General features: G+C 40.8%; 23 protein-coding genes. 11 read left to right on the forward strand and 12 right to left on the reverse strand.

The window, feature by feature from the left end; all coding sequences use genetic code 11:
• The first annotated feature begins 42 nt into the window (after nt 1–42).
• Entirely contained in the window at nt 43–4,542 is a 4,500-nt protein-coding gene (locus BV375_RS28880) for a PAS domain S-box protein (RefSeq protein ID WP_086766900.1), read from the forward strand.
• A 140-nt stretch (nt 4,543–4,682) separates the two neighbouring features.
• Here the strand turns inward: BV375_RS28880 and BV375_RS28885 are convergent, their stop codons facing one another.
• Nucleotides 4,683–4,997 (reverse strand): hypothetical protein, encoded by a 315-nt coding sequence (locus BV375_RS28885; RefSeq protein ID WP_086766902.1) that lies wholly within the window; start codon nt 4,995–4,997, stop codon nt 4,683–4,685.
• A 50-nt stretch (nt 4,998–5,047) separates the two neighbouring features.
• Complete coding sequence (locus BV375_RS28890; RefSeq protein WP_086766904.1) at nt 5,048–5,818, reverse strand: SDR family NAD(P)-dependent oxidoreductase; 771 nt, start codon at nt 5,816–5,818, stop codon at nt 5,048–5,050.
• Between the two features lie 121 nt (nt 5,819–5,939).
• Here BV375_RS28890 and BV375_RS28895 point away from each other — a divergent pair, with 121 nt between their 5' ends.
• On the forward strand, nt 5,940–6,674 hold the full coding sequence (locus BV375_RS28895; protein WP_086766906.1) for an HAD family hydrolase: 735 nt from the start codon (nt 5,940–5,942) through the stop codon (nt 6,672–6,674).
• A 221-nt stretch (nt 6,675–6,895) separates the two neighbouring features.
• On the opposite strand, the gene BV375_RS28900 is transcribed toward BV375_RS28895, so the two are convergent.
• Nucleotides 6,896–7,144 carry a hypothetical protein gene (locus BV375_RS28900; protein ID WP_086766908.1) on the reverse strand — a complete coding sequence of 83 codons (249 nt, stop codon included), beginning with the start codon at nt 7,142–7,144 and terminating at the stop codon, nt 6,896–6,898.
• Nucleotides 7,145–7,384: 240 nt separating this feature from the next.
• On the opposite strand from BV375_RS28900, the gene BV375_RS28905 reads away from it, so the two are divergent.
• The 4 genes from BV375_RS28905 to BV375_RS28920 all read left to right on the forward strand — a co-directional run bounded on the left by BV375_RS28905 (nt 7,385) and on the right by BV375_RS28920 (nt 11,185).
• Entirely contained in the window at nt 7,385–9,544 is a 2,160-nt protein-coding gene (locus BV375_RS28905; protein WP_086766910.1) for a Tex family protein, read from the forward strand.
• Nucleotides 9,545–9,859: 315 nt separating this feature from the next.
• Complete coding sequence (locus BV375_RS28910) at nt 9,860–10,183, forward strand: 2Fe-2S iron-sulfur cluster-binding protein (protein WP_086766914.1); 324 nt, start codon at nt 9,860–9,862, stop codon at nt 10,181–10,183.
• Between the two features lie 284 nt (nt 10,184–10,467).
• Nucleotides 10,468–10,866: a phage holin family protein gene (locus BV375_RS28915; protein ID WP_086766916.1), complete on the forward strand. Its 399-nt coding sequence runs from the start codon at nt 10,468–10,470 to the stop codon at nt 10,864–10,866.
• Between the two features lie 127 nt (nt 10,867–10,993).
• Nucleotides 10,994–11,185 carry a YqaE/Pmp3 family membrane protein gene (locus BV375_RS28920; protein WP_086766918.1) on the forward strand — a complete coding sequence of 64 codons (192 nt, stop codon included), beginning with the start codon at nt 10,994–10,996 and terminating at the stop codon, nt 11,183–11,185.
• 241 nt (nt 11,186–11,426) lie between these two features.
• Here BV375_RS28920 and BV375_RS28925 read toward each other — a convergent pair whose 3' ends face one another.
• A complete protein-coding gene (locus BV375_RS28925; RefSeq protein ID WP_086766973.1) occupies nt 11,427–12,224 on the reverse strand; it encodes a histidine kinase in 798 nt (265 codons plus the stop codon).
• Between the two features lie 321 nt (nt 12,225–12,545).
• Between BV375_RS28925 and BV375_RS28930 the strand changes: the two genes are divergently transcribed.
• Genes BV375_RS28930 through BV375_RS28940 form a run of 3 tightly spaced genes read left to right on the forward strand, consistent with a single transcriptional unit; the run spans nt 12,546 to nt 14,204 of the window.
• Nucleotides 12,546–12,770 carry a hypothetical protein gene (locus BV375_RS28930; protein ID WP_086686574.1) on the forward strand — a complete coding sequence of 75 codons (225 nt, stop codon included), beginning with the start codon at nt 12,546–12,548 and terminating at the stop codon, nt 12,768–12,770.
• Between the two features lie 54 nt (nt 12,771–12,824).
• Nucleotides 12,825–13,160 (forward strand): cytochrome c6 PetJ, encoded by a 336-nt coding sequence (gene petJ / locus BV375_RS28935; protein ID WP_086766920.1) that lies wholly within the window; start codon nt 12,825–12,827, stop codon nt 13,158–13,160.
• 24 nt (nt 13,161–13,184) lie between these two features.
• Nucleotides 13,185–14,204, forward strand: coding sequence for an aldo/keto reductase (locus BV375_RS28940; protein ID WP_086766923.1), 1,020 nt, complete (start codon nt 13,185–13,187; stop codon nt 14,202–14,204).
• A gap of 178 nt (nt 14,205–14,382) precedes the next feature.
• Here BV375_RS28940 and BV375_RS28945 read toward each other — a convergent pair whose 3' ends face one another.
• The 8 genes from BV375_RS28945 to BV375_RS28980 all read right to left on the reverse strand — a co-directional run bounded on the left by BV375_RS28945 (nt 14,383) and on the right by BV375_RS28980 (nt 21,760).
• Nucleotides 14,383–15,150 (reverse strand): ChaB family protein, encoded by a 768-nt coding sequence (locus BV375_RS28945; RefSeq protein ID WP_086766976.1) that lies wholly within the window; start codon nt 15,148–15,150, stop codon nt 14,383–14,385.
• Nucleotides 15,151–15,264: 114 nt separating this feature from the next.
• Nucleotides 15,265–15,804 carry a Dps family protein gene (locus BV375_RS28950; RefSeq protein ID WP_086766924.1) on the reverse strand — a complete coding sequence of 180 codons (540 nt, stop codon included), beginning with the start codon at nt 15,802–15,804 and terminating at the stop codon, nt 15,265–15,267.
• A 378-nt stretch (nt 15,805–16,182) separates the two neighbouring features.
• Nucleotides 16,183–16,542: a hypothetical protein gene (locus tag BV375_RS28955; protein ID WP_086766926.1), complete on the reverse strand. Its 360-nt coding sequence runs from the start codon at nt 16,540–16,542 to the stop codon at nt 16,183–16,185.
• A gap of 497 nt (nt 16,543–17,039) precedes the next feature.
• A complete protein-coding gene (locus BV375_RS28960; protein WP_086766928.1) occupies nt 17,040–18,290 on the reverse strand; it encodes an ADP-ribosylglycohydrolase family protein in 1,251 nt (416 codons plus the stop codon).
• A gap of 10 nt (nt 18,291–18,300) precedes the next feature.
• A complete protein-coding gene (locus BV375_RS28965; RefSeq protein WP_086766929.1) occupies nt 18,301–18,756 on the reverse strand; it encodes a DUF4870 domain-containing protein in 456 nt (151 codons plus the stop codon).
• A gap of 21 nt (nt 18,757–18,777) precedes the next feature.
• Nucleotides 18,778–19,245, reverse strand: a complete 468-nt coding sequence (locus BV375_RS28970; RefSeq protein ID WP_086766931.1) for a DUF4870 domain-containing protein — start codon at nt 19,243–19,245, stop codon at nt 18,778–18,780.
• A 73-nt stretch (nt 19,246–19,318) separates the two neighbouring features.
• Nucleotides 19,319–20,482 carry a DUF1822 family protein gene (locus BV375_RS28975; RefSeq protein WP_086766933.1) on the reverse strand — a complete coding sequence of 388 codons (1,164 nt, stop codon included), beginning with the start codon at nt 20,480–20,482 and terminating at the stop codon, nt 19,319–19,321.
• Between the two features lie 102 nt (nt 20,483–20,584).
• Nucleotides 20,585–21,760: a sigma-70 family RNA polymerase sigma factor gene (locus tag BV375_RS28980; RefSeq protein WP_086766935.1), complete on the reverse strand. Its 1,176-nt coding sequence runs from the start codon at nt 21,758–21,760 to the stop codon at nt 20,585–20,587.
• An 81-nt stretch (nt 21,761–21,841) separates the two neighbouring features.
• Here BV375_RS28980 and BV375_RS28985 point away from each other — a divergent pair, with 81 nt between their 5' ends.
• Nucleotides 21,842–22,633 (forward strand): hypothetical protein, encoded by a 792-nt coding sequence (locus BV375_RS28985; RefSeq protein WP_086766937.1) that lies wholly within the window; start codon nt 21,842–21,844, stop codon nt 22,631–22,633.
• A 132-nt stretch (nt 22,634–22,765) separates the two neighbouring features.
• A complete protein-coding gene (locus tag BV375_RS28990) occupies nt 22,766–23,242 on the forward strand; it encodes a hypothetical protein (protein ID WP_086766939.1) in 477 nt (158 codons plus the stop codon).
• The last annotated feature ends 10 nt before the right edge of the window (nt 23,243–23,252 follow it).

Genomic DNA, 23,252 nt, shown 5'->3' on the forward strand with positions numbered 1-23,252 from the left:
ATTTAATGGGGTCAGCCATATAGGTATACGGGCAGCACCTGAGTGAAGCGTGACAGAACAGGTAAATTTATCCAAACCTGGGGATTAGAATCGAAACAGGCAGTTAACCTATCACTAACCAAGACAGCTTGGCAGAAGCTAAAGCAAGAAGCAAGTAAACGCGGCGTTTCCCGTTCTGAACTGGTGGAACGCTTTGCTCGGAGCTTGGAATCGAGTTCTGCGGAAAGCTTTCTTGGTGAAGCCGACGGCAAAATCAGCGCCTGGGAAGAGTTGCAGCGATCTACGGCAGTTGTACCTAAAACAGAAGAACAAACACTCCAGCAGCAAGCACAAATCCAAGCTAATCAAGGCCAATGGCTGGAAGCAGTATTAAATCTGCTACCCATTCCCCTGCTATTTATTGACCCCAATACGGCTTGCTTCACCTTCGCAAATCAAGCGGCGAAAGACATGGCAGGAGGTGAAATTTATAGTGATCGCCCAGCTGGAGTATATGACAGAGATTTTTACTGCACTGATGCTACAGGACAACCGATACCGCCCGAACAACTGCCAGCAGTCCGAGTCGCACGAGGTGAAAAAATTCAAGGGGCGGAATTGAATTGGCACACCCCAACTGGCGTTTACCCGTTGCTTGTTCATGCCGATACCTTACCTGCAATGCGCGATCGCCCAGCAACATGTGTGATGCTGTTTCAGGATATTTGCGATGTCTACGACGAGGTTCGCTTACGCAAGCAAACAGAATTGCAACTTCAGCAAAATCAGCGGTTCATTCAACGAGTTGCCAATGCTACGCCTGGGATTTTGTACATTTATGACCTGATTGAGCAGCGTAATGTTTATGTAAATCGGCAGATAGGTGAACTCCTAGGTTACACAGCAACACAAGTACAAGCAATGGGCAACCAATTATTTGCCCAATTACTACATCCAGACGATGTTGCCAGGCTTCTTACTCACATGCAGCGGATGCATCAAGCACAAGATGGAGAAATTATTGAGTGGGAGTACCAGATACGTCACAGTAATGGAGAATGGCGCTGGTTTTTGAGCCGGAATTTGATATTTACCCGGACAAATAATGGCTCACCGCAGCAAGTAATCGGTATTTCTCATGATATTACTGACCGTAAACGAGCAGAAGCAGCCCTTCAAGAAAGTGAGACACAGGCGCGCGCTAGGGCCGAGGAATTAGAAGCATTTATGGAAGTTGTCCCAGTTGCTGTCTGGCTTGCCCACGATCCACAGTGCCATCACGTAACTGTAAATGCAGCAGCCTATGAGTTAATGCGGGCAATTCCTGGTTCCGTTGCTACTGCTACCCCTGTGGATGGCATATCTCCGTTTAAGTTTAAGACACAGCGTAACGGTCAAGATATCCTACCAGAAGAATTATCCTTGCAGAAAGCCGGCAGAACTGGACAGGAAGTTTGCGAAGAAGCAGAACTCGTCTTTGAAGACGGCGTAGTCAGGTATATCTACGGCAGGGCAGTTCCCATTAAAGATGAGCAGGGCAAAGTCCGAGGTGTAGTTGGAGCGTATCTAGACATCAGCGATCGCAAGCAGCTAGTAGCAGAACTCCGCCGCCAAGAGCAACAATTCAAAACCTTAGCTGAAAATGCCCCAGATATTATCAGTCGAGTCGATGCTAATTTTCGCCACCTCTACGTTAGTCCTGCCGTTGAACCAGCAACAGGCCTAGCAAAAGAAGCGTTCATCGGCAAAACCAATGCCGATTTAGGTATGCCTGAAGAAATTTGTACATTTTGGTATGATAATTTACACCAGGTTTTTAGCACAGGTCAACGCCATACTCTTGAGTTTAGTTTTCTAACTCCAAATGGTATGCGCTGGTATCAATCGCTTTTAGTACCTGAGTTTGCAGCAGATAACTCAGTAGAATCTATATTGGGAATTGCCCGTGATGTGACCGACTACAAACAAGTCGAACAGGCGTTGCGACAAAGTCAGGAGCGTTATCGCTCGTTGGCAGAATCCCTACCGCAGCTTGTGTGTATGTCTGATGCGGATGGTATCACCAATTACTGCAATCAAAGTTGGATTGATTACACTGGGCTAACTCTAGAGGCAACCCAAGGTAATGGATGGCAGCAAGCTTTGCATCCTGACGATCTGCCCTTATTCATGGAAAGGTGGATAGAGGCTTTAGAAACAGGCAATGCTTTCTCAATTGAGTTGCGCATAAGAAGGTTTGATAATGTTTATCGCTGGCATTTGAGTAGAACCGTTCCCATCAAAGCCGAAAATGGCAGTATTGTTAGTTGGTTAGGAACAGCAACCGATATTGATGACCGCAAACGCAGCGAGCAACGAGAGCGATTTCTGGCTCACGCTTCCCAAACTTTCGCCGCAGCTAGGTTGGATTTGCAAACGATTTTGGACACTATTACCCAACTAATTGGCGAACTAACGGGTGATTCGTGCGTATTGAGTTTGTTGTCAAAAGATAAACAGTGGCTTGAGACTGTTTCCTTTTATCATGTCGATCCCCAAGTGCGGGAATTTATTGGCAAATTACTAGTGCATCCGCGTTCTGTTGATGATGGCATGACAGGATATGTAGCACGCACAGGAGAGATGATTTTCTTGCCAGTTGTATCGCCACAGCAGCTGCGTAATTCCATGAAACGAGAATATTTGCCTTATTTAGAGCGCTTCGGTGTTTACAGTTTGTTGATGATACCGTTGAAAGTGCAGGAAGAAATTATTGGCACACTAAGCATTTCGCGGGAACGGCCTGGTAATCCTTATAGCGACGATCATCCCAGGTTATTGCAAGATATAGCAGACAGAGCTGCAATGGCGATCGCTAATGCTCGTCTGTACGAACAAGCACAACAAGCACGTAACCAAGCAGAGCAACTTGCCGATCGTACAGCTCGTCTACAGCTAGTCACGGCTGCTCTTTCAGAATCACTCACACCTACTCAAGTCGCTGAAGTGATTGTAGAACAGAGCGTTTCTGTACTTAAGGCTACTGGTGCTCTAGTAGCAATTGTTGATGAAAATCGCCGTGAACTGGAAATTATCCACTCTGTTGGTTTCCAAGCAGATATCGTTAATACATGGCGGCGGATTTCAATTACGTCATCAAATCCTTTATCAGAAGCGGTGCGTACTGGAAAACCCGTTTGGGAAGAGTCGATAGATGAGCGCGTTACTCGCTATCCTCATCTAGCAGATACTTATGCTAGCTATGATTATACCGCTTGGATTTCCTTACCCTTGATGATTGAGGGTCGAGCAGTGGGAGGAATCACCCTTGGCTTTAGTGAATTATCTTCTCTGAATCAGGATGAGCGGGCATTTATCTTGGCTGTATGCCAGCAAGCGGCTGGAGCGATCGCTCGTGCCCAACTCTACGAAGCCGAGCAGCAAGCTAGAGCCGCAGCAGAAGCGGCAAACCGGACAAAAGACGAATTTCTCGCTGTTCTCTCTCATGAACTACGAACACCCTTAAATCCAATTCTGGGCTGGGCTACACTGCTACGCAAGGGAAAGCTTGATGTTAACAAGACAGATGTAGCTCTAGAAACTATCGAGCGCAATGCCAAGTTACAAGTTCAACTGATTGAAGATTTACTCGATATTTCTCGGATTTTACAAGGTAAGCTCAATTTAAATTCTGCTCCAGTTGACCTGAAAGCAACTATCACAGCCGCAATTGAAACTGTGCGTTTGGCAGCCGAAGCTAAAGGTATTGAAATTCAAGCCAATTTTACCAGCAATGTCGGTCAGGTTTTAGGCGATGCGGCTCGTTTGCAGCAAGTTATCTGGAATTTGCTCTCGAATGCGGTGAAGTTCACGCCTACAGGGGGTCGAGTCGATATTCGCTTAGAGACAATTGATACAGATGCTCAAATTCAAGTCATAGATACTGGCAGAGGTATCAATCCGGAATTCTTGCCCTACGTCTTTGATTATTTCCGCCAAGCTGATAGCAGTATCACCAGAACCTTTGGTGGTTTAGGCTTGGGGTTGGCGATCGTGCGGCACATCGTAGAATTACATGGGGGAACTGTCAAAGCTGAAAGTCTTGGAGATGAGCAGGGAGCCACCTTCACAGTTAGACTACCACTGCTGTTAACACCAACTTTCACAACAGAAGCGGAAACATCGGCACAAGAAATGCGAACTTTGCATGGAATTCAGGTGCTAGCTGTAGATGACGAAGTAGACAATCTAGAATTAGTTGCCTTTATTCTGGAACAGGCGGGTGCTGGTGTTATCACTGTTTCTTCGGCAACAGAGGTGTTGCAAGTACTCAATCAAACTCAACCCGACATTTTGCTAGCTGACATTGGTATGCCAGAAATGGATGGCTATACATTGCTACGCGAAATTAGAGCCTTGCCACCGCAACAAGGAGGACAGATAAAAGCGATCGCTTTAACTGCCTATGCCGGAGAAATCAATCGGCAGCAAGCCTTGCAAGCCGGATTTCAGATGTATCTCTCCAAACCAGTTGATCCAGAAGAGTTGATTGAGGCGATCGCTCAAGTTCTGAAGTGTGAATAAATCGTGGCGATTATATCAAGAATTGAATGAAATGTAGTGTTACAAAAATGTATTAGTGCTGCTGTGCTGATAGGTGTTTAAAAAACAGTAAATAGTTAATTGAGTAGGATCATTTATTTTTCGCCTCAGTTGTTTATATTTTATGAAAAATAGGTTGCTGAAGAGTAAGAGTTTTTTACAGCCAAGATAGGTTCCCCTTTTATTCCTCCATGATTAAGGGTACAAATTTTATAAAAGTTTTCACAATCAAAAATTGCCAGAACTAACTCTTTTCCTGTTGAGTAATAGGATGGTAAAGGTTTCCCTACCTCGCATTCCATATCTATTTCAGTGTGACGCCATCTTAATTTCCAAATCCGCTTTTCGGTTACTGTTGCTTGAATAGAACTAGCGATCGCACTATATACCTGCTCAGCTTTAACATTATCCTTGGCTGCTGGAACAAAAAATTTCATAGGCTGTGGTAGTAAATAACATACATTTCATTAGCACCAGCGTAGCGTAGTTACCAAGGTAATCTACTCCCATCCCAAGAAAAAAATTGCCCACTATCACCTTCCTGAAGTTGCTCAATCACATTCAGCAATTGGGTAACAGTGCGTTCTACTGAAAATAACTTTTCTGCTGGTACATTTTTCTGAAACGGCTGCGAAAGGCGTGTGTCTGTTGTTCCTGGATGTAATGTCACTACCAAAGTTTTAGGACTGCTTCTGCCATACTCAATTGCTGCTGTGCGCATAAACATATTTAGCGCAGCTTTAGAGGCGCGATAACCATACCACCCACCAAGTTGGTTATCACCAATACTACCAATTTTGGCAGAAATACTAGCAAACACACTACGTTCTCCATGTTTTAATAATGGTAATAGATGTTTAGCTAGCAGCACAGCACCAATACTATTGATTTGAAAGTAGCGCAGTAAATTTTCTGAATTTATTTGTTTTAAACTTTTTTCTGGTTGCAAAGTACCTTCATGTAGTAATCCTACACAGTTGACTACCAAATGCAACTTCTTAACTTGGGTACTTATCTGTTGAACAGCTTCAGCAATTTGCAATTCCTCAGTGATATCTAGCGATAAAGAAATTAATCGCTCAGGATGTTCGCTGGCAAGATTAATTAACTCAAATGCTGAATCTGGTTGACGGTATGTAGCATAAATTTTGCTAATTCTCTGATCTATTAGCAATTTTTTTACGAAACCTAAACCAATACCTTGGCTTGCTCCCACAATCAACGTATTGACTTGATTAATTTCATCGATAAAAGACATATAGCACGCTATTTTGTAGACTTATCCTTATTTTGTTACTACAGGAAGAGTATAATCAAAAATAAAATCGAAAATAGTAAGTAATAGAGAATTTTTTATAGTTATATAAGGGTAAAAGATTTTGGTAACTATTAAATGTAGAAATATCACATTTTCCAATATTCAAGCGATTTTGTTTGATAAAAATGGTACTCTAGAAAACTCAGAAGTGTATTTGCGATCGCTCGCACAAAGAGGAGCGCGGTTGATAGACGCTCAAATACCAGGTATAGGGGAACCCCTACTCATGGCATTTGGCGTCAATGGCAATAACTTAGATCCAGCGGGTATTGTAGCAGTTGCAAGTCGCCGCGAAACCGAAGTTGCAGCTGCCGCATATATTGCCGAAACAGGTAGGGGGTGGTTTGAGTCCTTAAAAATCGCTCGTCAAGCTTTGGATGAAGCAGAAAAATACATCGATCAAACTCCTTCGCCACTGTTTGTCGGTAGTTTGGATGTGTTAAAGTCTCTCTTTGAAGCAGGATTAAAACTAGGCATCCTCTCAGCAGCGACAACTCAAGAAGTCCAAAGGTTTGTAACTCATCACCAGTTAAGTGACTATCTCCAGCTAGAAATGGGGGTAGATGAAGGGCCGAGTAAACCAGATCCAGTACTATTTTTGCAAGCTTGCCAAGCTTTGGGAGTAGAACCAAGCGCCACATTGATGGTAGGTGATTCTGTTGGTGATATGCAAATGGCACGCGATGCTAAAGCCGCAGGTTGTATTGGTATTACTTGGATTGGAAAATCAGATCATGTCCAAGGTGCGGATGTGGTGATTAATCAACTGGATGAAATTCAAATCCTGGAACTTTAAATTTTAGGTAGTTTACCAAAATTACTTGTACGAAGAGATCCAAACAATTTTAGATGTGTCTTTAGGCTAGATCGCAGGTTGGAAATCAGCCTGCAAACAAGCGTGTAATTAATCCTCATCAGTTGAAGTCAGAAAAAATACTAGTGTGAAGATGATGTAAGGGAATAAAGCTTATTTAACTAGATATTTTTTTCCGCGACACTATTTAGTCATAGTTAGTATCATTGTCTTCGTTCCTTCTCTGTACTATTAGTTAATTGGTAGTCATTTTTTGACAAGAGCTTGTTAGTAGTTATCAGGACAACAACTAACATTAGTAGCTGGATTTGCCAAGGTGCTAAAACCAAGCTCAAAACGAAGCAAATGAAACCAAATACACCAGCAATGTAGGCTATTTCATCAGTAGATCGCTTAACTAAATAGCCAGTTAATAAAGCCGTACAAAGTGGAACTAGAAAAAACAAAGCCATTTTTACTAACCTCTAAAATCAAACGTATAACGCTGATATAAACAGATTAAAACGGTTTTTGACCCTGTGGTTAATTTTACATTCCAGCAAGATATAGAAACTACTGCCTATGTAAAATAACGGTGGAGAAAATTAAGATTTTGTAATCATCTGGTAAATTAGCTTAACACTATTACGATTGCATTAAAAGAACGATTAGCATATTACCTTGAGAAGTACCGTTTTCCACTTAGACACTCAATGCTGAACATTCCTCAACTACTGGCAACTGAACTAGACCTTAAACCCTTTCAGGTGCAAAATGCGCTGGAACTTTTAGCAGAGGGTGCAACTATTCCCTTTATCGCGCGTTATCGTAAAGAGCGCACCGGCGAAATGGATGAAGTTCAACTGCGGGACTTATCCGATAGATATACCTACTTAAGCGAACTGGAAGAACGAAAATCGGTAATTTTAAATGCGATCGCCAACCAAGGTAAACTCACTGATGAACTAAAAGCGCAGATTACTTCTAGTTTACAAAAAACTGAACTTGAGGATTTATACTTACCCTATAAACAAAAGCGCCGCACCCGCGCCACTATCGCCAGAGAGAAAGGCTTAGAACCACTGGCGGAGTTTATTAAATCATTGAATGTGAAAAATCCAGTATCGGCTTCTTTAGAAACAGAAGCTGCAAAGTATATTTCGGAAACTCAGGGAGTAAAATCTGCTGAAGAAGCGCTAAAAGGTGCGTCTGATATATTAGCGGAGGAAGTCGCAGAAAAAGCTGAATCGCGAGCATATATTCGTGATTACCTCTTAGAATCGGGGGTATTTACCTCGCGGATTAAAGACGAACATCCTGAAGGTACAACGAAATTTGAAATGTACCGCAACTATCAAGCTAAGGTGAAAAACATTGCACCTCACAATATTTTGGCATTGTGTCGAGGTGAAGCGGAGGGAGTATTAAATTTTGAAATCGCTTTTGATGAAGATGTGGTACTTTCCTATCTGGAGTCAAAGGAAATAAAAACCAAAGTCCGCGCTATTCGCGATTTTTATCAGGCGATGGTGAAGGATGCATTTAATCGCTTGATGAAAGCATCCCTGATAGGGGAAGTAATTGCTGAGAAGAAAACCTACGCTGATTTTGAGTCAATTAAAACCTTTGAAACTAATTTACGGGAGTTGCTATTATCTGCACCAGCTGGGATGAAACCAACTTTAGCAATCGATCCTGGGTTCAGAACTGGGTGTAAAGTAGCGGTAATCGACCAAACAGGGAAATTTTTGGAATACCAAGCAGTGTTTCCCCACCAAGCAGCAGAACAACGCACTAAAGCTGCACAAACTATTAAAAATCTCATTGAAAAGTACAAAATTGAGTTGATTGCTATTGGTAACGGTACAGCTTCCCGCGAGACTGACGAGTTTGTCTCCCAAGTACTGCAAGCTATAGAACGCAAACCAACAAAGGTAATGGTAAATGAATCGGGTGCATCTATCTATTCTGCTAGCAAAGTAGCATTAGAAGAGTTTCCCGATTTAGATATTACCGTGCGCGGTGCAATTAGCATTGGTCGGCGGTTGCAAGATCCTCTGGCGGAACTAGTGAAAATCGATCCGAAATCGATTGGCGTGGGACAATATCAGCACGATGTTGACCAGAAATTGCTGAAGAAAAAGTTAGATGAAACTGTAGAAAGCTGTGTTAACTATGTAGGTGTAGACTTGAACACGGCTTCTAAAGAATTGCTGACATTTGTCTCTGGAATTACGCCAGCAGTTGCCAATAATATTGTTACCTATCGCAACCAGAATGGAGCCTTTAAAAATCGCCGCCAATTGTTAAAGGTGCCAAAGCTAGGCCCCAAGGCGTTTGAACAAGCAGCCGGGTTTCTGCGAATTCGCAACGGTGAAAATCCTTTGGATAATACAGCCGTGCATCCAGAGAGTTACTCCTTAGTAGAAGCGATCGCATCTGACCTCAGCGTGCCCTTAAATCAGGTTACACAAATTGCGGCAAAACTTCAAAAGACTAACCTAAAAAAATACGTTACCGATACCGTAGGCGAACCGACACTGCGCGACATCCTCAGCGAACTCGAAAAACCAGGCAGAGACCCCCGTGCTGAGTTTAAGTATGCCACCTTCAAAGAGGGAATTACAGAAATTAAGGATTTAGAAGAGGGAATGGAATTAGAAGGTATCATCACCAATGTTGCCAACTTTGGTGCATTTGTTGATATCGGCGTACATCAAGATGGATTGGTGCATATCTCCCAACTTGCTGATAGATTCGTAGACGATCCGAAGAAGATTGTCAAAGTCGGACAAGTTGTGAAAGTCCGCGTGCTGGAAGTTAACGAGAAACTGAAGCGAATTAGTTTGTCGATGAAGTCTGTTAGACAGTAAATAGAAGGGTGCGTTACAGCGGAACCTTTAACGCACCGCCGATAAGATTAACCTGCTGCATTAAACTTTGTTAAACCACCCTACTGGCGTGACAAGATTAAAATGTTGCAATAAAAAATGTTTGTAGTTGCGCTTTAGCGCTTCTTAAACTATGAATCTAATGCACAAGTTTAACCTAGACACGCCACTACGAATATGGCATAATTCATTGTTTGGTATTTCCTTGCACTTCTATACTCTTTTCAACATACTTTGCATGAAACTGCCCCAAAGGGAGAAAATAACAACAGTTATTTCTTGTATTGGTGATAGCAGATGGCAGTTTATCAAGTTCGACTCATCAATCCTGCGATTGGGTTAGATCGCATCATTGAAGTACCAGACGATCAATATATCCTCGATATCGCGGAAGATTTTGGTATCCGCCTTCCATCTGGGTGTAAACAAGGCGAATGTTCTGCTTGTGTTGCCAAACTTATCAGTGGTGAAATCGATCAAAGTGAGCAGAAATTTCTCCGACCCCAGGAAATACAAGCTGGCTATGTTGTTACTTGTGTAACTTATCCCTCAGCGGATTGCACTTTAGAAACCCATCAAGAACAAGTTTTATATAAATCGTCGCTTTACTACAAGCAATAAGTTTTAAGCATTAGATATCTTTAAACATCGAATTCCAAAATAGTGACAAAATGGTAATATTAAGCAGCCTAAAAAATTAATATTTTCTTTATAAAGTATTTCTTAAGTTCTAGCAGTAAAAAATAAAATAAGAAAATTAAAAACTAATTTTTTTTAGCTAGCTCATTCTCAGCCGAATGATAGAAGGGAAATCTACCTTGCTATTGATGTTACGACAGATTAGATAGGTAACAATAACTTAAAGAAGTTCAAATTATCAATAATCTGTTTCTGAGGTAAAAATAATGTTGGGACCTGTGATCACAGCAATAGCCACAGCTTTGAGCCTGCTAATAGTTGATTTAGTTGTTCCAGGCGTTAATATTGCTAATTTTCCCGCAGCTATAATTGCAGCTTTAGTTATTGGTTTGATTAATGGTTCAGTAAAGCCAATTCTTTCAACCTTATCTTTGCCGCTTAATTTCTTAAGCTTTGGAGCATTTTCGTTAGTTGTTAACGGCATTTGTTTCGCATTAGCAGCAGCGCTAGTTCCTGGCTTTTCAGTTCGGGGAATCATTGGTTTTCTACTCGGTCCAGTGATTCTATCTTTTGCTAACACTTTCATTAACAACTACTTTGTCGAAAAAAATCTGGCTTTAGGTAGTGGCGATGTTAAGAACAAGGGAGAATTACCCTCAAGCTAATTCTCATTTAGGAAATCTTTGTGTAAATTAACAGTCGTCGGATTAAATTAAATCCTTAGGTAGATTTTATAATTCGGTGACATCCATACAAATGTAAGTAAACCAATCAAAAATTAGAATCAAACCCATGAAATTAACCCGCTTACTTCTTGGTCTGTTATTGCCTCCAGTAGGAGTTTTTCTAGAAGTTGGTATTGGTCCGAGTTTGTTGATTAATATCGTACTCACACTGTTAGGTTGGCTTCCTGGTAGCATTCATGCAGTATGGGTTATTGCTAAGCATGAAGAGCAATTAAATAGACAGGATGGTATTTACTAACCATGTCAAATTGGTAATGGGTTTTCGGTACTCCTAGCAGTACTCCCGTTACCAATTTTTCTATTTAAAAGATAGATAGAATACTAAATAAAATCATCAGGTAGATAAATCTCTAAGTTTAAATTAAGCTTATCATCTTAATAAAGCCCCTAGACGACTCAATTTATAATTTATGAAAAACAAAATTCCCGACTTCTTGAAGAGGCCGGGAATCTTAATATGACAATTTTCACAAATCAAATTAGCTAGGAGGTAGCTTTGGTTTATCATTATGATCTTTCTCTTTGAACAATTCAGCCGCTGCTAGCAGTAACTCTCTTAAGGATTGTTTTAGCTGACGTTCTCTTTTTGCGATCGCACTTCCAGCTTCACCCAGTTTATCATCGAGCTGCGATCGCTTCTGTTCTACTTGCACAGCCAAGTTTTCTGCTTGGGGACGAGCCTGATTATACCAGTGCTTAGCTTCCTCTAGATAATCCTTCACCTCTTCAGAACGTCCGCCGTAGCGTGCGGCTAAATTAGCTCGTACAATAGCAAGTTGCGCTTGTAGTTGCGCATAGCGTTTCTGTAAAATAGCTGCTTCCTCACTATCTTTGATGCCGTTGATTACAGAGTCAAGGACACTTTTTGTAGTAGTAGACGTTTCTTTACCTGTCTCTTCAATCTCTGCCAAAATTACATCAACCTCTTGTTGGAGTTGTTCCTCTTCGCTATCTAGTTGAGTCTGTAGCTTTTTAATTTCCGTCTGAGTTTTAGCAATATTTTCGTGTCGTTTGCTATTAACTCCTTCCAATACTCCTTCAATAGAAGCCGTTACTTCTTCTTTAATTTCGCTACCTTTTTCTTGGAAGGTTTCAATTACAGCAGAAACAGCATCTCTGACAATACTACGCAGTTCTACAGAACCCGCTCTAAACTCAGAACCTACTTGAGAAACTGCGGCTTTGACAATTTCTCTAATTCTTTCACTTCTCAACTGTCCAGTTTCTTTGACCTGTTGCAAATCTGTCTGAATTTTCTGTTTGATATTGTTAGGCATTTTCAACTCTTGGTATTTAGGTAATTTGGATATAATTTTCCAGACAAGCTCCTCTATTGCCATTATGGTGCAGCCTGTTTGGGTAAGGTACTTCCTTTAGATAGAAAATCACGATCATGTGAATTATCAATTTTGCTGTTTCGATAAGCTTTGGCAATCTTTAGTAATCTATAAAATTTTTTCTTTCTTTACTTAATGTCTTTGGCGGTTCGTAAATCTTGGCTTTTTCCCAGTTAAACTGTTTGTGACAGCAGTTAATATGTAACGGATATCCATTTTGTGAGATGATTAATATTTATTGATACAGCATAAAAGTTAATTATGTGGCAAGTAAATATCACTTGTTCTGGACAAGCTTGGAAAATCTATGCAACTGAATTTAAAGCATTGGCAGATAAATATACAGGCGATTGCATTACTTCTAAAAAAATGCCAGATGGCAAGCGGATCATGGCATATAAAATTGAAGATGTTAGTGATGCTGAATCCTTTCAGGAAGAATGCCAAAAGTTTGTTGGGTTTATGGCAGACTTTGAATCTTTGTAGTATTGTTACTGCATTTATGAGTATCTAAATCAGTTTAAAAATAGGAAAAAGCAAGTGATGAAACTAATAAAATTGATATTAGTCGCTTTCTTTATATTGTCAAGTATTCTTACCCCGTCAGCGAAAGCAGAAGATATAGTTAGCGGTGCACAAATCTTTGATATTCATTGTGCTGGTTGCCATGTTAATGGTGGTAATATTGTCAGACGAGGTAAGACCTTGAAGAAAAAAGCCCTCAAGAAATATGGTATGGATTCTTTAGAGGCAATATCATCAATTGTTACTAACGGTAAAAGTAATATGCCAGCGTACAAAGATCGCCTGACTACAGAGCAAATTCAAGCTGTCGCCGCTTACGTTTTAGAACAATCTGAAAAAGATTGGCGTTAAATAATTCATCATTCATAATTTAACATGGCACTACCCGCAGCAAGCTATCTACAATTTACTCCCGATTTAAACATCTGCCGCATTTTAAATGGAATGTGGCAAGTTTCTGGCGGACATGGACGCATCGACCCCAAAGCCGCCATTCAAACTATGTTTAAATATGTGGATGCAGGCTTTATTACTTGGGATTTAGCAGATCATTATGGCCCCGCCGAAGACTTGATTGGTGAGTTCCGCCGTCAACTAATTGCAACTCGTGGTAAAGAAGCTGTATCTCATATCCAAGCCTTTACCAAGTGGGTTCCTCGTCCAGGCAAAATGACTAAAAAAATTGTCGAGGACAATATTAATATCTCCCTCAGAAGAATGGATGTAGAATCATTAGATTTAATGCAGTTCCACTGGTGGGAATATCAAGATAAGAACTACCTCGATGCTCTCAAGTACATGGCAGAGTTGCAAACTGAGGGTAAAATTAAGCATTTAGCCTTGACTAACTTTGATACTGAACATCTGCAAATAATTGTTGAAGCAGGTATCAAAATCGTTTCTAATCAAGTGCAATTTTCGCTAGTCGATCGTCGTCCTGAAGTGAGTATGATTCAGTTTTGTCAACAGCACGACATCAAACTTTTTACTTATGGCACAGTTTGCGGCGGGTTGCTATCAGAAAAGTATTTGGGTAAACCAGAACCACGAGGATTTGATCTGGCTACAGTTAGCTTAAAGAAATATAAGAATATGGTCGATGCTTGGGGTGGGTGGCGATTATTTCAAGAGTTGCTTTCTACCGTCAAATCTATTGCCGATAAGCATGAAGTTAGCATCTCTAATGTGGCAGTACGTTACATTTTAGATAAGTCTGCTGTTGGAGGAGTAATTGTTGGTGCCAGACTTGGCATATCTGAACATTTAGCAGATAACGCCAAAGTATTTGATTTTGCTTTAGATGCTGAGGATGTAAATCAAATAGATGCAGTGTCTCGACAGTCACGAGATTTATATCAGTTAATTGGCGATTGCGGCGACGAATATCGACGATAATAACTTCTACCGCCTTCAAGCTAAAAGCTTGGGACTATATAAACATAGCCTGACGTCGCAGGCTAATCTCAATATTCATCGGCTTAGGCAGTTAAAATACGAAATCCATAAAACTTACCCTTAAAAGCCCCAATTAATTCGCTCACCAAACTCGATATCATAACTGAGGCGCGATCGCTTAAACATTTACCTTGGCTTTTGACCAAACACCGTTTTCATCTTCTTCAAATTGTTGATGAACTGCTTCCCAAGCAGCTTGTTCGGCGGTGAACTCGTCACTTGTTTCACTGAGTGTAACGTTATATCGTTCAATGAAGGTGCGTTGTGCCTCTGGGGAAAGATGAGAGCGAACCTCCGGAGATAAGTCCTCTGGCTTGTTACAAGGGCCAGGACAAGGACGAGCTAAGGTTTTCTGTGCGGTGTGAATTTCTTCGCCGCCAGCGCTTTCTAGTAATAATTGAAATTCGCCAGTGCGATCGCTTGGCACTTCTGCCATTAATAAAAACTCGCCTGCTTGTAAGCGGGTTTGATAAACTGCTGCTTTATCTTCTGGCATTCCTAAGGTAGTTAGAACTGACACTAATCCTGCACCAGCACTACCTGCGATTGCACCGCTTGCAGCCCCAAGCAACAGCGCACTAATTGGGCCTGCTGCCACAATTGGACCAACAAAGGGAATAAACAGTACGCCTACCCCTGTCAACAAGCTAAGAAAGGAACCAAATAAAGAACCGAAAATTGCCCCGGTTCTCAAACCCCCAAAAATCACATCTTTTTTGGTAATGAAACCAGCAATTCGAGTTTCTGACTGAAAGTTTCTGCCCAATACGGAAATATGATCTCTGGGGACACCTCGATCTAGCAAACGGCGAATTACATCATCAACTTGCTTTTGTTCTTTAAATACAGTTGAAATTGTGCGTTCTGCTGTGTATGTTTCTACCACAGAAATCTCCTTGAATATTGTTTTACAAAGTACAGACAAAATAGGCAGCTGCGGGTAAATTTCTTTTTCCACAGACTGCCATTTAAAGTTAGATTTTATGCTTACGCGACTGAGCTACACACCTACAGGAGTTTGAGTGTCAGATGCTGCCGATTGAGTATTTGGATCTAATGCTTGTCCTTCAATAAATGAGCGCAGCATCCAAGCCATCTCTTCATGTTCTTCCATCAATCCAGTTAAAAAGTCAGCAGTTCCTTGGTCATGAAACTCTTCACCAGACTGATCTACATGTTCTCTTAAATTACGAATCACCTGCTCATGATCTTGCACTAAGTTAGCCACCATATCTGTGGCTCTGGGAACTTGGCCACCATGTTCTTTGAGGGTGGAAATCTGGAGAAATCCCTCCAATGTTCCTACTGGGTAACCACCCAAAGTGCGAACCCTTTCTGCGATCGCATCAATGTTTATTGTCAGTTTTTCGTAGTGTTCTTCCCAAAGTTGATGTAGGGTACGAAATTGAGGACCGACAACATCCCAGTGATATTTTTTGGTTTTAACTAACAATACATAAGCATCAGCTAAATCTTGATTTAACAGATCAATCACACCTTGACGTTGTTGTTCTGTTAACCCTATGTTAATTCTTGGCATTACTTTCCCTCTCTTTGACGAACTTATATACTAAGTTCACAAATTTAATCCTGAACTTACATCAGTCTATAGAAAGATAATAAATTATTTTAAATATATGGTTAATATTTAATTTTTATGCTAATAGATAGATGGTCAAATCCTTTAATTAGTATGTATTTAATAGTAAGAGACATCTTGAATATTCTTACTAATCAAGATGCCTCTACTAAAAGCTACACCAATCTATTGTGACAAATAACCTGATATCAACTTAGATTGTTAATAGGAGTTAGATTACAATCTTGGCAAAGATACCAGGTGGTGGGAAATCGCGGTTTATTTGAATACACAAATGTTAATTCACCGCGGCTTTCCAGAGTTTACCATTAATGCAACCTACTTCTTACCTGTAACTTTTTCCAGGAAATTTTCTATTTTGCCTTCTACTGACTCTGCACCTTGTGTATTATCAGGACGCTTCATCTGGTCGATATCTGCATCTCCCTGAACTTCATTCAGCCCCTTATTTGATTCTTTTTGAACCTTATCTAATCCTGGAGGTGCCGATCTCTCTACTTCGTCAGTTTTGCGTTGAATATCCAGAAGTTGTGTAGTGGCTTCTTTGGGATCGCTTTGATAGCTATCAATAGCAAAAGCGGGAACTGCGTTAGATAGCAATAACAATGCACAGGTAAAAGCGACAATTAGAAAACGTACCGGACGTAGGATAGATGTAACCAAAGCAATAATTTTCATTTGCATTCCTCAATAACAGCGTCAAAAACGCAGAACTTGTACTTCAGTAGAGAAGCTTTTACCTGAATTAAGTTAATTTAAAAAACTAATTTCTAAGGTATGCCTCTTGAAGTAATATGGTTATAAACCTAGTGAAGAAATAAACTTCTTTTGGTTAAGTTGAATAATAAACTTATAAATAATTATTATTCAACAGATCCAATGATATTTGGAAGTCGGAGGTTCTTCAAAGGTTCGATAGTCTATTTTTATCCCGATTTTTTAAAGATTGCATCAATCTGGAGAATGAAATTATTTTCACAATTATTTGCAATAAAATCACTCTCTAGGCAGAGCTAGCTAATGTTGTTTATCCAGGTGAATTGTTTCACTATTTAGATGAAGTAAATTTATTAATAATTAGCATTATTTATATTTTAATTATTAATAAACTGACTATCGACGATTTGGCGATCGCCCTCATTTAGACCCAACTGTTTGGTATTCTTCTATGCATCTTACTGACGGAACTCCGCTACCACTTCAATCAAACCAACAATATTGCGATTGAATTCCGGTAAATCTTGTGCAGGTATCCAATATTCTTGGTGGATGGAAGCGCCTACAGTTTTGATTGAGTAGCGACTTAAGAAATCTGCACGTACTTGAAAGCGCGTTACATAGCCGATATATCCTGTATCAGCATTGGCTGCATTCCAATCACGGGCAATTTGAGAAGCGTATTCTTCGTTAAGTACTGGGTAAAAAATAGGCTGTTCTGGAAGTCGAGGCGGAAACTCGCGATCACCACTTTCTTTAATTAGAGCTAGTTCCTTAGGGCCAGTAGGACGGAAAAGAGTGATTGTTTCCGTTTCCCAATTAGGTAAAGGCTCCCGTGCTTTTAGCCAATCTGTGGGAATTCCTTCTAAACCTGTAGACATTGCTACAATTCCACCAGCGATCGCACAAGTAGTATCTCTGTCTCCCAAACCACTCACAGTTAACCACAGTGCTGCTTCGTAGTTATCAAGGTGTTGAGCAGCACACCACAAAGCAAAAGGAACTGTATCTTGGGCTGAGACTTTAGTACCATTTCCTAATACCGCAACTGCTGAATGCACTGAGGTATTCGCTGACAAATCACAAGCTAGGCGAATTTTTGAACTCACCTCGCTGTCTGGAACATAAGGCAAAACCAAGTTGAGAAACTCTTGCTGAGTTGGTAAAGAATCTTGTAATTTCCAAGCCAAAGCAGCCGCCACTGCAACAGCAATCGCCCCAGCGATCGCTTCTGGATGGGTATGAGTAATTTCTGCACTCTTGATCGCTTGAGTCACAGCCAAGTCTAAATCTTCGGCAAAAAACGCTCCCACAGGTGCAACTCGCATCGCTGCACCATTACCGTAGGAACCCTGTCCATTAAATAGAGTAACTACCTCTTGTTGCCAAGGTTTGCCATTCCTTATCTGTGCTAACAGCTTGCTTGTTGCTGCACCATAACCGCGATCGCGATCGTATTGTTTGGCAAAGCTTTCTGCCAGTTTATCTTGGTTAATTTCCCCATATTCTCGCAGAATAGATACGATTGAGAGTGCCATCTGCGTATCGTCAGTATATGACCAAGGTGATGCGGGGATAGCACGGGCAAATACTAAACTTTCTACCACATCTGGATGGAGAAAAAATCGCTCTCCAAAAGCATCTCCCACAGATAAGCCTTCAAGAGAGGATTGAGCGCGGTGCAGTCGAGCATCGTTAGTTTTGGTCATATTGGCTTATTTACTTCAAAAATCGGATAGTCAATGGATAGTCATATGACTTCCCTATATAAGTCGTGATTGCAGCAGACATACTACAGAAAAACTGCAAGAATCCTAGTAAAAGTGCTGGCAAACTAAACATACTTAAATAATTATAAACCCTACGCTTTAATTCACTATTCCCCTTTATAAACTCACCCAAAGAGCTACCACAGTCTGTCGCCATAAATAAAACAAGAATCATCCAAATAATCATATATATAGTTGTGGATATTTGAAAGTTTATAGAATTTTTACCATTAATATCAATTAATAAATGTTCTGATTTTTTATTTCTCCAAATAATTAAGGGAACAAAAATATTTAGTAAAGGAATAAATATTGGTAAAAACAAGTAAATTGGTAGCCAGAAGATAGCCCCAAGATGACATAGCATAACCCAAAATCTTACTTTACGCTCATCGTTTTTAGTCATTAACCAATGTTATCTAAATTATTATTTTAAAAATCGAATTGTCCAGGGATAGCGATAATGTTCACCTTTGTAAGCTCTGAATGCAGCAAAATTAACTAAAAATAATTGCAAGACTATCATTGCTGAAGTCAGCAAAAGCCATACCAATAATAAAGTATCTAAAAGTGTCTTAATCTCTTGTCCTGTACTATTGGTGGTGATCGCAATACCACAGATGGTTAGCATCAGCAACAAGGATACAATCATAACAATCAAAATATAGAGGGTCAGGGATATTTGAAAATTTAACGATTCTTTACCTTGAAAATCAATCCAAGGAGATTTGGCTTTCTTTAATCGCCACAGGATAAATGGACCTAAAATATTTAACGGTAAATACACAGGAATTCCGAGAAATACTAATAAAAACAATAGCATCCAAGCTAATAAAGCCGAGAGATGGCAAAACATCGCCCAGATACGCATTTGTTGTTTTGGTTTTTCTCTCATGGCTTTTTATTTATCGATGGATTCAGGAAATAATTCCCCATCCTAGTATCTATAAAAAAAGCCAAACCAAAGTTTAAAATTTGAGAATTTCGCGGTCATAATTTTCCGGGAGGGGTTCTATTTCCCAAACTATACCTTCACCAGGTTCTAGAGCAACTTCTACGAAAAGTTGTTCTACGGCAGTTGTGGCGATATCTTCGTTACTAGGAAAAGGCTGTAAATCTTCGGTGAGTAATCGCAGTTTAAACCCACCAGGTATGGCTGCACCTACTGTGGCGTTACGCAATTCAAACCGCCAGATGGGTGCATCGGGTTCGCCTTGTGGGATGACTAATAGTTCGTATGTTTGACCAGCGATCGCAAGTTGGCGAGACAGAATAGAATCTGGTTGTGTTGCTTCTACACCTTTTCCACCGACAAAACTCAATTGCAAATTCAAGCGTCCCCAACCGATAGTTTCTGCTGCTTGGGAAACGCCGCTTTGCAACCATTGCAGCACTGACCATTGTTCTGGTAAACCTAAACGTTGTTGATATAAGCTTTGTCGCCACCCCCCATGTTCAATTAACCCACCCCAAAGTTGAAAAGGGATGGCTAATCGGGGTGCCAATACTTCCGACTTTCCCAGGCGAGCAATCAGGTTTTGGGCTTGTTGTTGTGGTAAGTTTGGCAGGGGTGAAATAGCGCTGCGTGTGGTTGTTTGCGGGCAAAGTTCTTGAGTTACCGCCAACACACTAATATCATTGATAATTTTAGTAGCGTCTAAAGAATAAGTGCGATCGCTTGCATCATAATTGCCATTATTCTTCAATTGTTCATGGGTACAGTAACCCCAAAGCCTAACGTAGCCTTCATCTGGTTCTACTTGCACAGCCAAATAATAATCACCAGCCCAACTAGGCAAATCCACCCATTCTTGCGGAACTCGCAATTCACTTAAATCAATAGTTTCACTGGGAACCAAAATAAATCGAGTGGCGTCTACAGAAACTGCGGTTCCATTTACCAGTTCCCAAAAACTAGGTAAAGCAGTGGTAGTTGGCCAGACCTTTGCCTGTAATGTAAAATCCTCTTGCAACCAAGGCAAGACAACACTCAGGCAAAGTTCATTAATATAACCTTGATAGCGAGAAGTGGGGTTAGAAAAAGATGGACCCTGGAGATCCGCCTGATTTTGGGCATTAACTGGGATTTCTAAAATTAAATCAGTGGGGTTGGCAAAAGTAAATGCAGTCATGGCGGTTCCTCCGGAAAGTTGTTGGCTGGGATTTGTTATTAGTCATTGGTCATTGATCATTTATCCTTTGCTTCCTCATCCCCCTTATCCCCACTTTCCGTGTTATTCAGGAGATACACCGTAATAGCTTTGCAACCATTCCTCCATTACGGTACTCATACTTTTGAGTAGATCTGGAGTGATAGAAATATGCAGGGTGTCTCGACTCCAATTAGCCAAAGATTTCAGCAAATTTTCCCTGGCTTTGGTCAGTCGCCGTGATACAGTATACTGTTTCATTTCTAGCTGTTTGGCGATTTTATCTTGATTTAGTCCTTCAGCGTAGTACAGTTGCACAATCTGTTGTGCTTCTGGTTCTAATTGGGCGATCGCAGTAACTAAAACCTGATTAATTTCCGTTTGTTGAGAAGTCCTAGTTTGTTCTTCTTCTTGGGCAATAATTTCTTGAATTAAGGATGGTTGTTGATTTCCTGGCAGATTATCAATTAATTCCCAGGAATTATCTCCACCTTGGGTGATATTGAGAGATTCGGGAGTGGGATAAAGATATTTACGAGTAGCTTTCGCAGTAGTTAGCAACCACTTCTCAAGGGTTGGGATGCCGATCTGCTGGTTACTTTGAGAATTGTAAGCTTTGGCGATCGCTTCCCATATTTGGTCATCTGGTCGAGAAAGCTTGCGCGAAGTCCCGGTGGTGGTGGGAACATAAAAAGTTTTAAAACAGTTCCAAGCAAGAATATAAGCATGAATATCTTCTTGAGATAAACCAGCATTTTCCAAAGCCTCCTGCAATCGCTTGTGCGAGACTTTACGTAATAGTCCCCAATCTGTACAGATATCAACTTCGTGACGCTGGCGCAAAGTTTCGCGGATTGCACTTGCAAAGATGGGGCCAGCGTAGTTTTTTAGGGTATGACCTTGACTGGGGTTAAAACCTTTAAGGACGCGATCAATGTGCGCGATCGCCACCTGAAAACAGTCTGATAATTGGTACTGAGTACTGGCGAAACCATTCACAGTTTTTTGGGATATCCAATAGCAGGATTCTTGCAAATAAGCCGTGAGATGTTGCTTGGCCAAGGATTGAGATTCGGGAAGCTGCCAAAACTTATACCAATAAAGCGCCCAAAAGTATTCGGAAGTTTCTTGCGGTGTGCGTTTGACACAACCTTGCATACTACTACGCAATCTTGATTCTGTCGCCCAATGACTGAAGCGATCGGCATCGAATTGCACAAAAGTTGAAAAAATCTCAATAATGCTTTGCCGAGGGTGCATAAAAAACTCGAAGCCTACCTAGAGAAGTAGTGAAGGCGTTTAAGAGTGCCTCCACAAACTTTACTACACCAAATGAGAATCATGTTGCGACTTTCAATGAAATCTTTAGCACTTGGTAGTATGGTAGCTCTGTCTACTGCAACTACTGCTTTTGCTCAAATCCCTGTACTACAAAATTTACATCTAACTCAAGTACCAAGCTTTAGTTGTGGCCCCCATACTCAGACTTACGTTGTTAAGCCTTTAGATAACCGTCAAGGTCGAGGTATCCGCTGTGTCAAATTGAGTGAAGGTAGACCAGGAACGACAATTCCCAAATTAGCTTGGTACGGTGAAGGTAATTGGGGTGGTGCTACCTATCGCCACGTGGGACAAGCGATTTACCGAGGTTCTAACCTAGTGGGTTTTGCCTCTGATATTCACGGAAACGGTGAAGATATTAACAATAACTTTCCTGGAAACCTGAAGGTACAAATCCTCAATGGTTCAACCATTCGTGTTACTGGTGCATGGAATGAAGAATGGCAATTAGTCCAAGCTACTAACTATAAGCCTTTACCCAGACCAAAAACTTGCGGTGGCTATTTCGATGAATACAAAGTTTCTGATTTAGCAGGAAATCGTAACGGTGAAGGCTTGCGTTGCGTTCTCCGTGTTGGTCCAAACAATACAACTTGGTTTGGTAACGGTAATTGGGAAGGTTCTACTTATTCCCACATAGGCACACGTTCGTTTAATGGTTCTGGTGCTGGTGATATATGTGGTAAAGGTTTCGGCCCCATTTGTAACACCTTTGGTTGGGGTTCATTGAAGTTAACTCCTGTTACTGGTGGTTTTGATGTCACAGGTGCTTGGAGTGAAAAGTGGCGTTAGGAAATTGAAAATTTTAACCACCGATATATTTCTGAAATATTGCTGATAAATATCAAGGTTCTCTTACTCAATTAGTTAAATTAAGGAACCACCAAATCAAAACACAATTACTAATAATGGAGTCCTAATAATATGTTGAAACGTTCTTTAATGATTGCTGCTTCTACTGTAGCTTTAGCTACTGCTTTAGTTAGCCCGGCATTGGCTGCACCCGCTGATTTTGTTGGTACTTGGGTAAATAAGGATGCTAACACTCGTGGTGTTACTCGCTTAGTCATTACCTCAGCAGGTACAAATAAATTAAATATTCAAGTGTTTGGTAAATGTCATCCCACAGATTGTGATTGGGGAACTGCGCCAGTTGTTACATATGGACTTAATGTTCAAGATACAAACCATACCTATGGAACAGCTAACTATAACAAAGGTTTTTCCAATACATTATTAACCTTAGACTATGCTGGCTCTCAAATAATGTTACAAGGCTTCACTCAATTTTTAGATAACAGTGGGCGGCAAAATTATTATTCTCGCGATTACTTTCAAAAATCTACAAAAGTGAGAGTTCCACTGGAGTTTCCAACATATCCCATCACTCCAATTAGATAGTTCCTGATTG

The organism is Nostoc sp. 106C, from assembly GCF_002154725.1.
Lineage (GTDB): Bacteria > Cyanobacteriota > Cyanobacteriia > Cyanobacteriales > Nostocaceae > Aulosira.

Excerpts from the sequence above, each read along its gene's own strand:
- BV375_RS28970 (WP_086766931.1), bottom strand. The coding sequence starts at position 19,245 with ATGAGAGAAAAACCAAAACAACAAATGCGTATCTGGGCGATGTTTTGC.
- BV375_RS28990 (WP_086766939.1), top strand. The coding sequence starts at position 22,766 with ATGTTGAAACGTTCTTTAATGATTGCTGCTTCTACTGTAGCTTTAGCT.
- BV375_RS28980 (WP_086766935.1), bottom strand. The coding sequence starts at position 21,760 with ATGCACCCTCGGCAAAGCATTATTGAGATTTTTTCAACTTTTGTGCAA.
- BV375_RS28890 (WP_086766904.1), bottom strand. The coding sequence starts at position 5,818 with ATGTCTTTTATCGATGAAATTAATCAAGTCAATACGTTGATTGTGGGA.
- BV375_RS28960 (WP_086766928.1), bottom strand. The coding sequence starts at position 18,290 with ATGACCAAAACTAACGATGCTCGACTGCACCGCGCTCAATCCTCTCTT.
- BV375_RS28965 (WP_086766929.1), bottom strand. The coding sequence starts at position 18,756 with ATGACTAAAAACGATGAGCGTAAAGTAAGATTTTGGGTTATGCTATGT.
- BV375_RS28920 (WP_086766918.1), top strand. The coding sequence starts at position 10,994 with ATGAAATTAACCCGCTTACTTCTTGGTCTGTTATTGCCTCCAGTAGGA.
- BV375_RS28905 (WP_086766910.1), top strand. The coding sequence starts at position 7,385 with ATGCTGAACATTCCTCAACTACTGGCAACTGAACTAGACCTTAAACCC.
- BV375_RS28940 (WP_086766923.1), top strand. The coding sequence starts at position 13,185 with ATGGCACTACCCGCAGCAAGCTATCTACAATTTACTCCCGATTTAAAC.
- BV375_RS28910 (WP_086766914.1), top strand. The coding sequence starts at position 9,860 with ATGGCAGTTTATCAAGTTCGACTCATCAATCCTGCGATTGGGTTAGAT.
- BV375_RS28900 (WP_086766908.1), bottom strand. The coding sequence starts at position 7,144 with ATGGCTTTGTTTTTTCTAGTTCCACTTTGTACGGCTTTATTAACTGGC.
- BV375_RS28975 (WP_086766933.1), bottom strand. The coding sequence starts at position 20,482 with ATGACTGCATTTACTTTTGCCAACCCCACTGATTTAATTTTAGAAATC.
- BV375_RS28950 (WP_086766924.1), bottom strand. The coding sequence starts at position 15,804 with ATGCCAAGAATTAACATAGGGTTAACAGAACAACAACGTCAAGGTGTG.
- BV375_RS28915 (WP_086766916.1), top strand. The coding sequence starts at position 10,468 with ATGTTGGGACCTGTGATCACAGCAATAGCCACAGCTTTGAGCCTGCTA.
- BV375_RS28930 (WP_086686574.1), top strand. The coding sequence starts at position 12,546 with ATGTGGCAAGTAAATATCACTTGTTCTGGACAAGCTTGGAAAATCTAT.
- BV375_RS28985 (WP_086766937.1), top strand. The coding sequence starts at position 21,842 with ATGTTGCGACTTTCAATGAAATCTTTAGCACTTGGTAGTATGGTAGCT.
- BV375_RS28955 (WP_086766926.1), bottom strand. The coding sequence starts at position 16,542 with ATGAAAATTATTGCTTTGGTTACATCTATCCTACGTCCGGTACGTTTT.
- BV375_RS28925 (WP_086766973.1), bottom strand. The coding sequence starts at position 12,224 with ATGCCTAACAATATCAAACAGAAAATTCAGACAGATTTGCAACAGGTC.
- BV375_RS28885 (WP_086766902.1), bottom strand. The coding sequence starts at position 4,997 with ATGAAATTTTTTGTTCCAGCAGCCAAGGATAATGTTAAAGCTGAGCAG.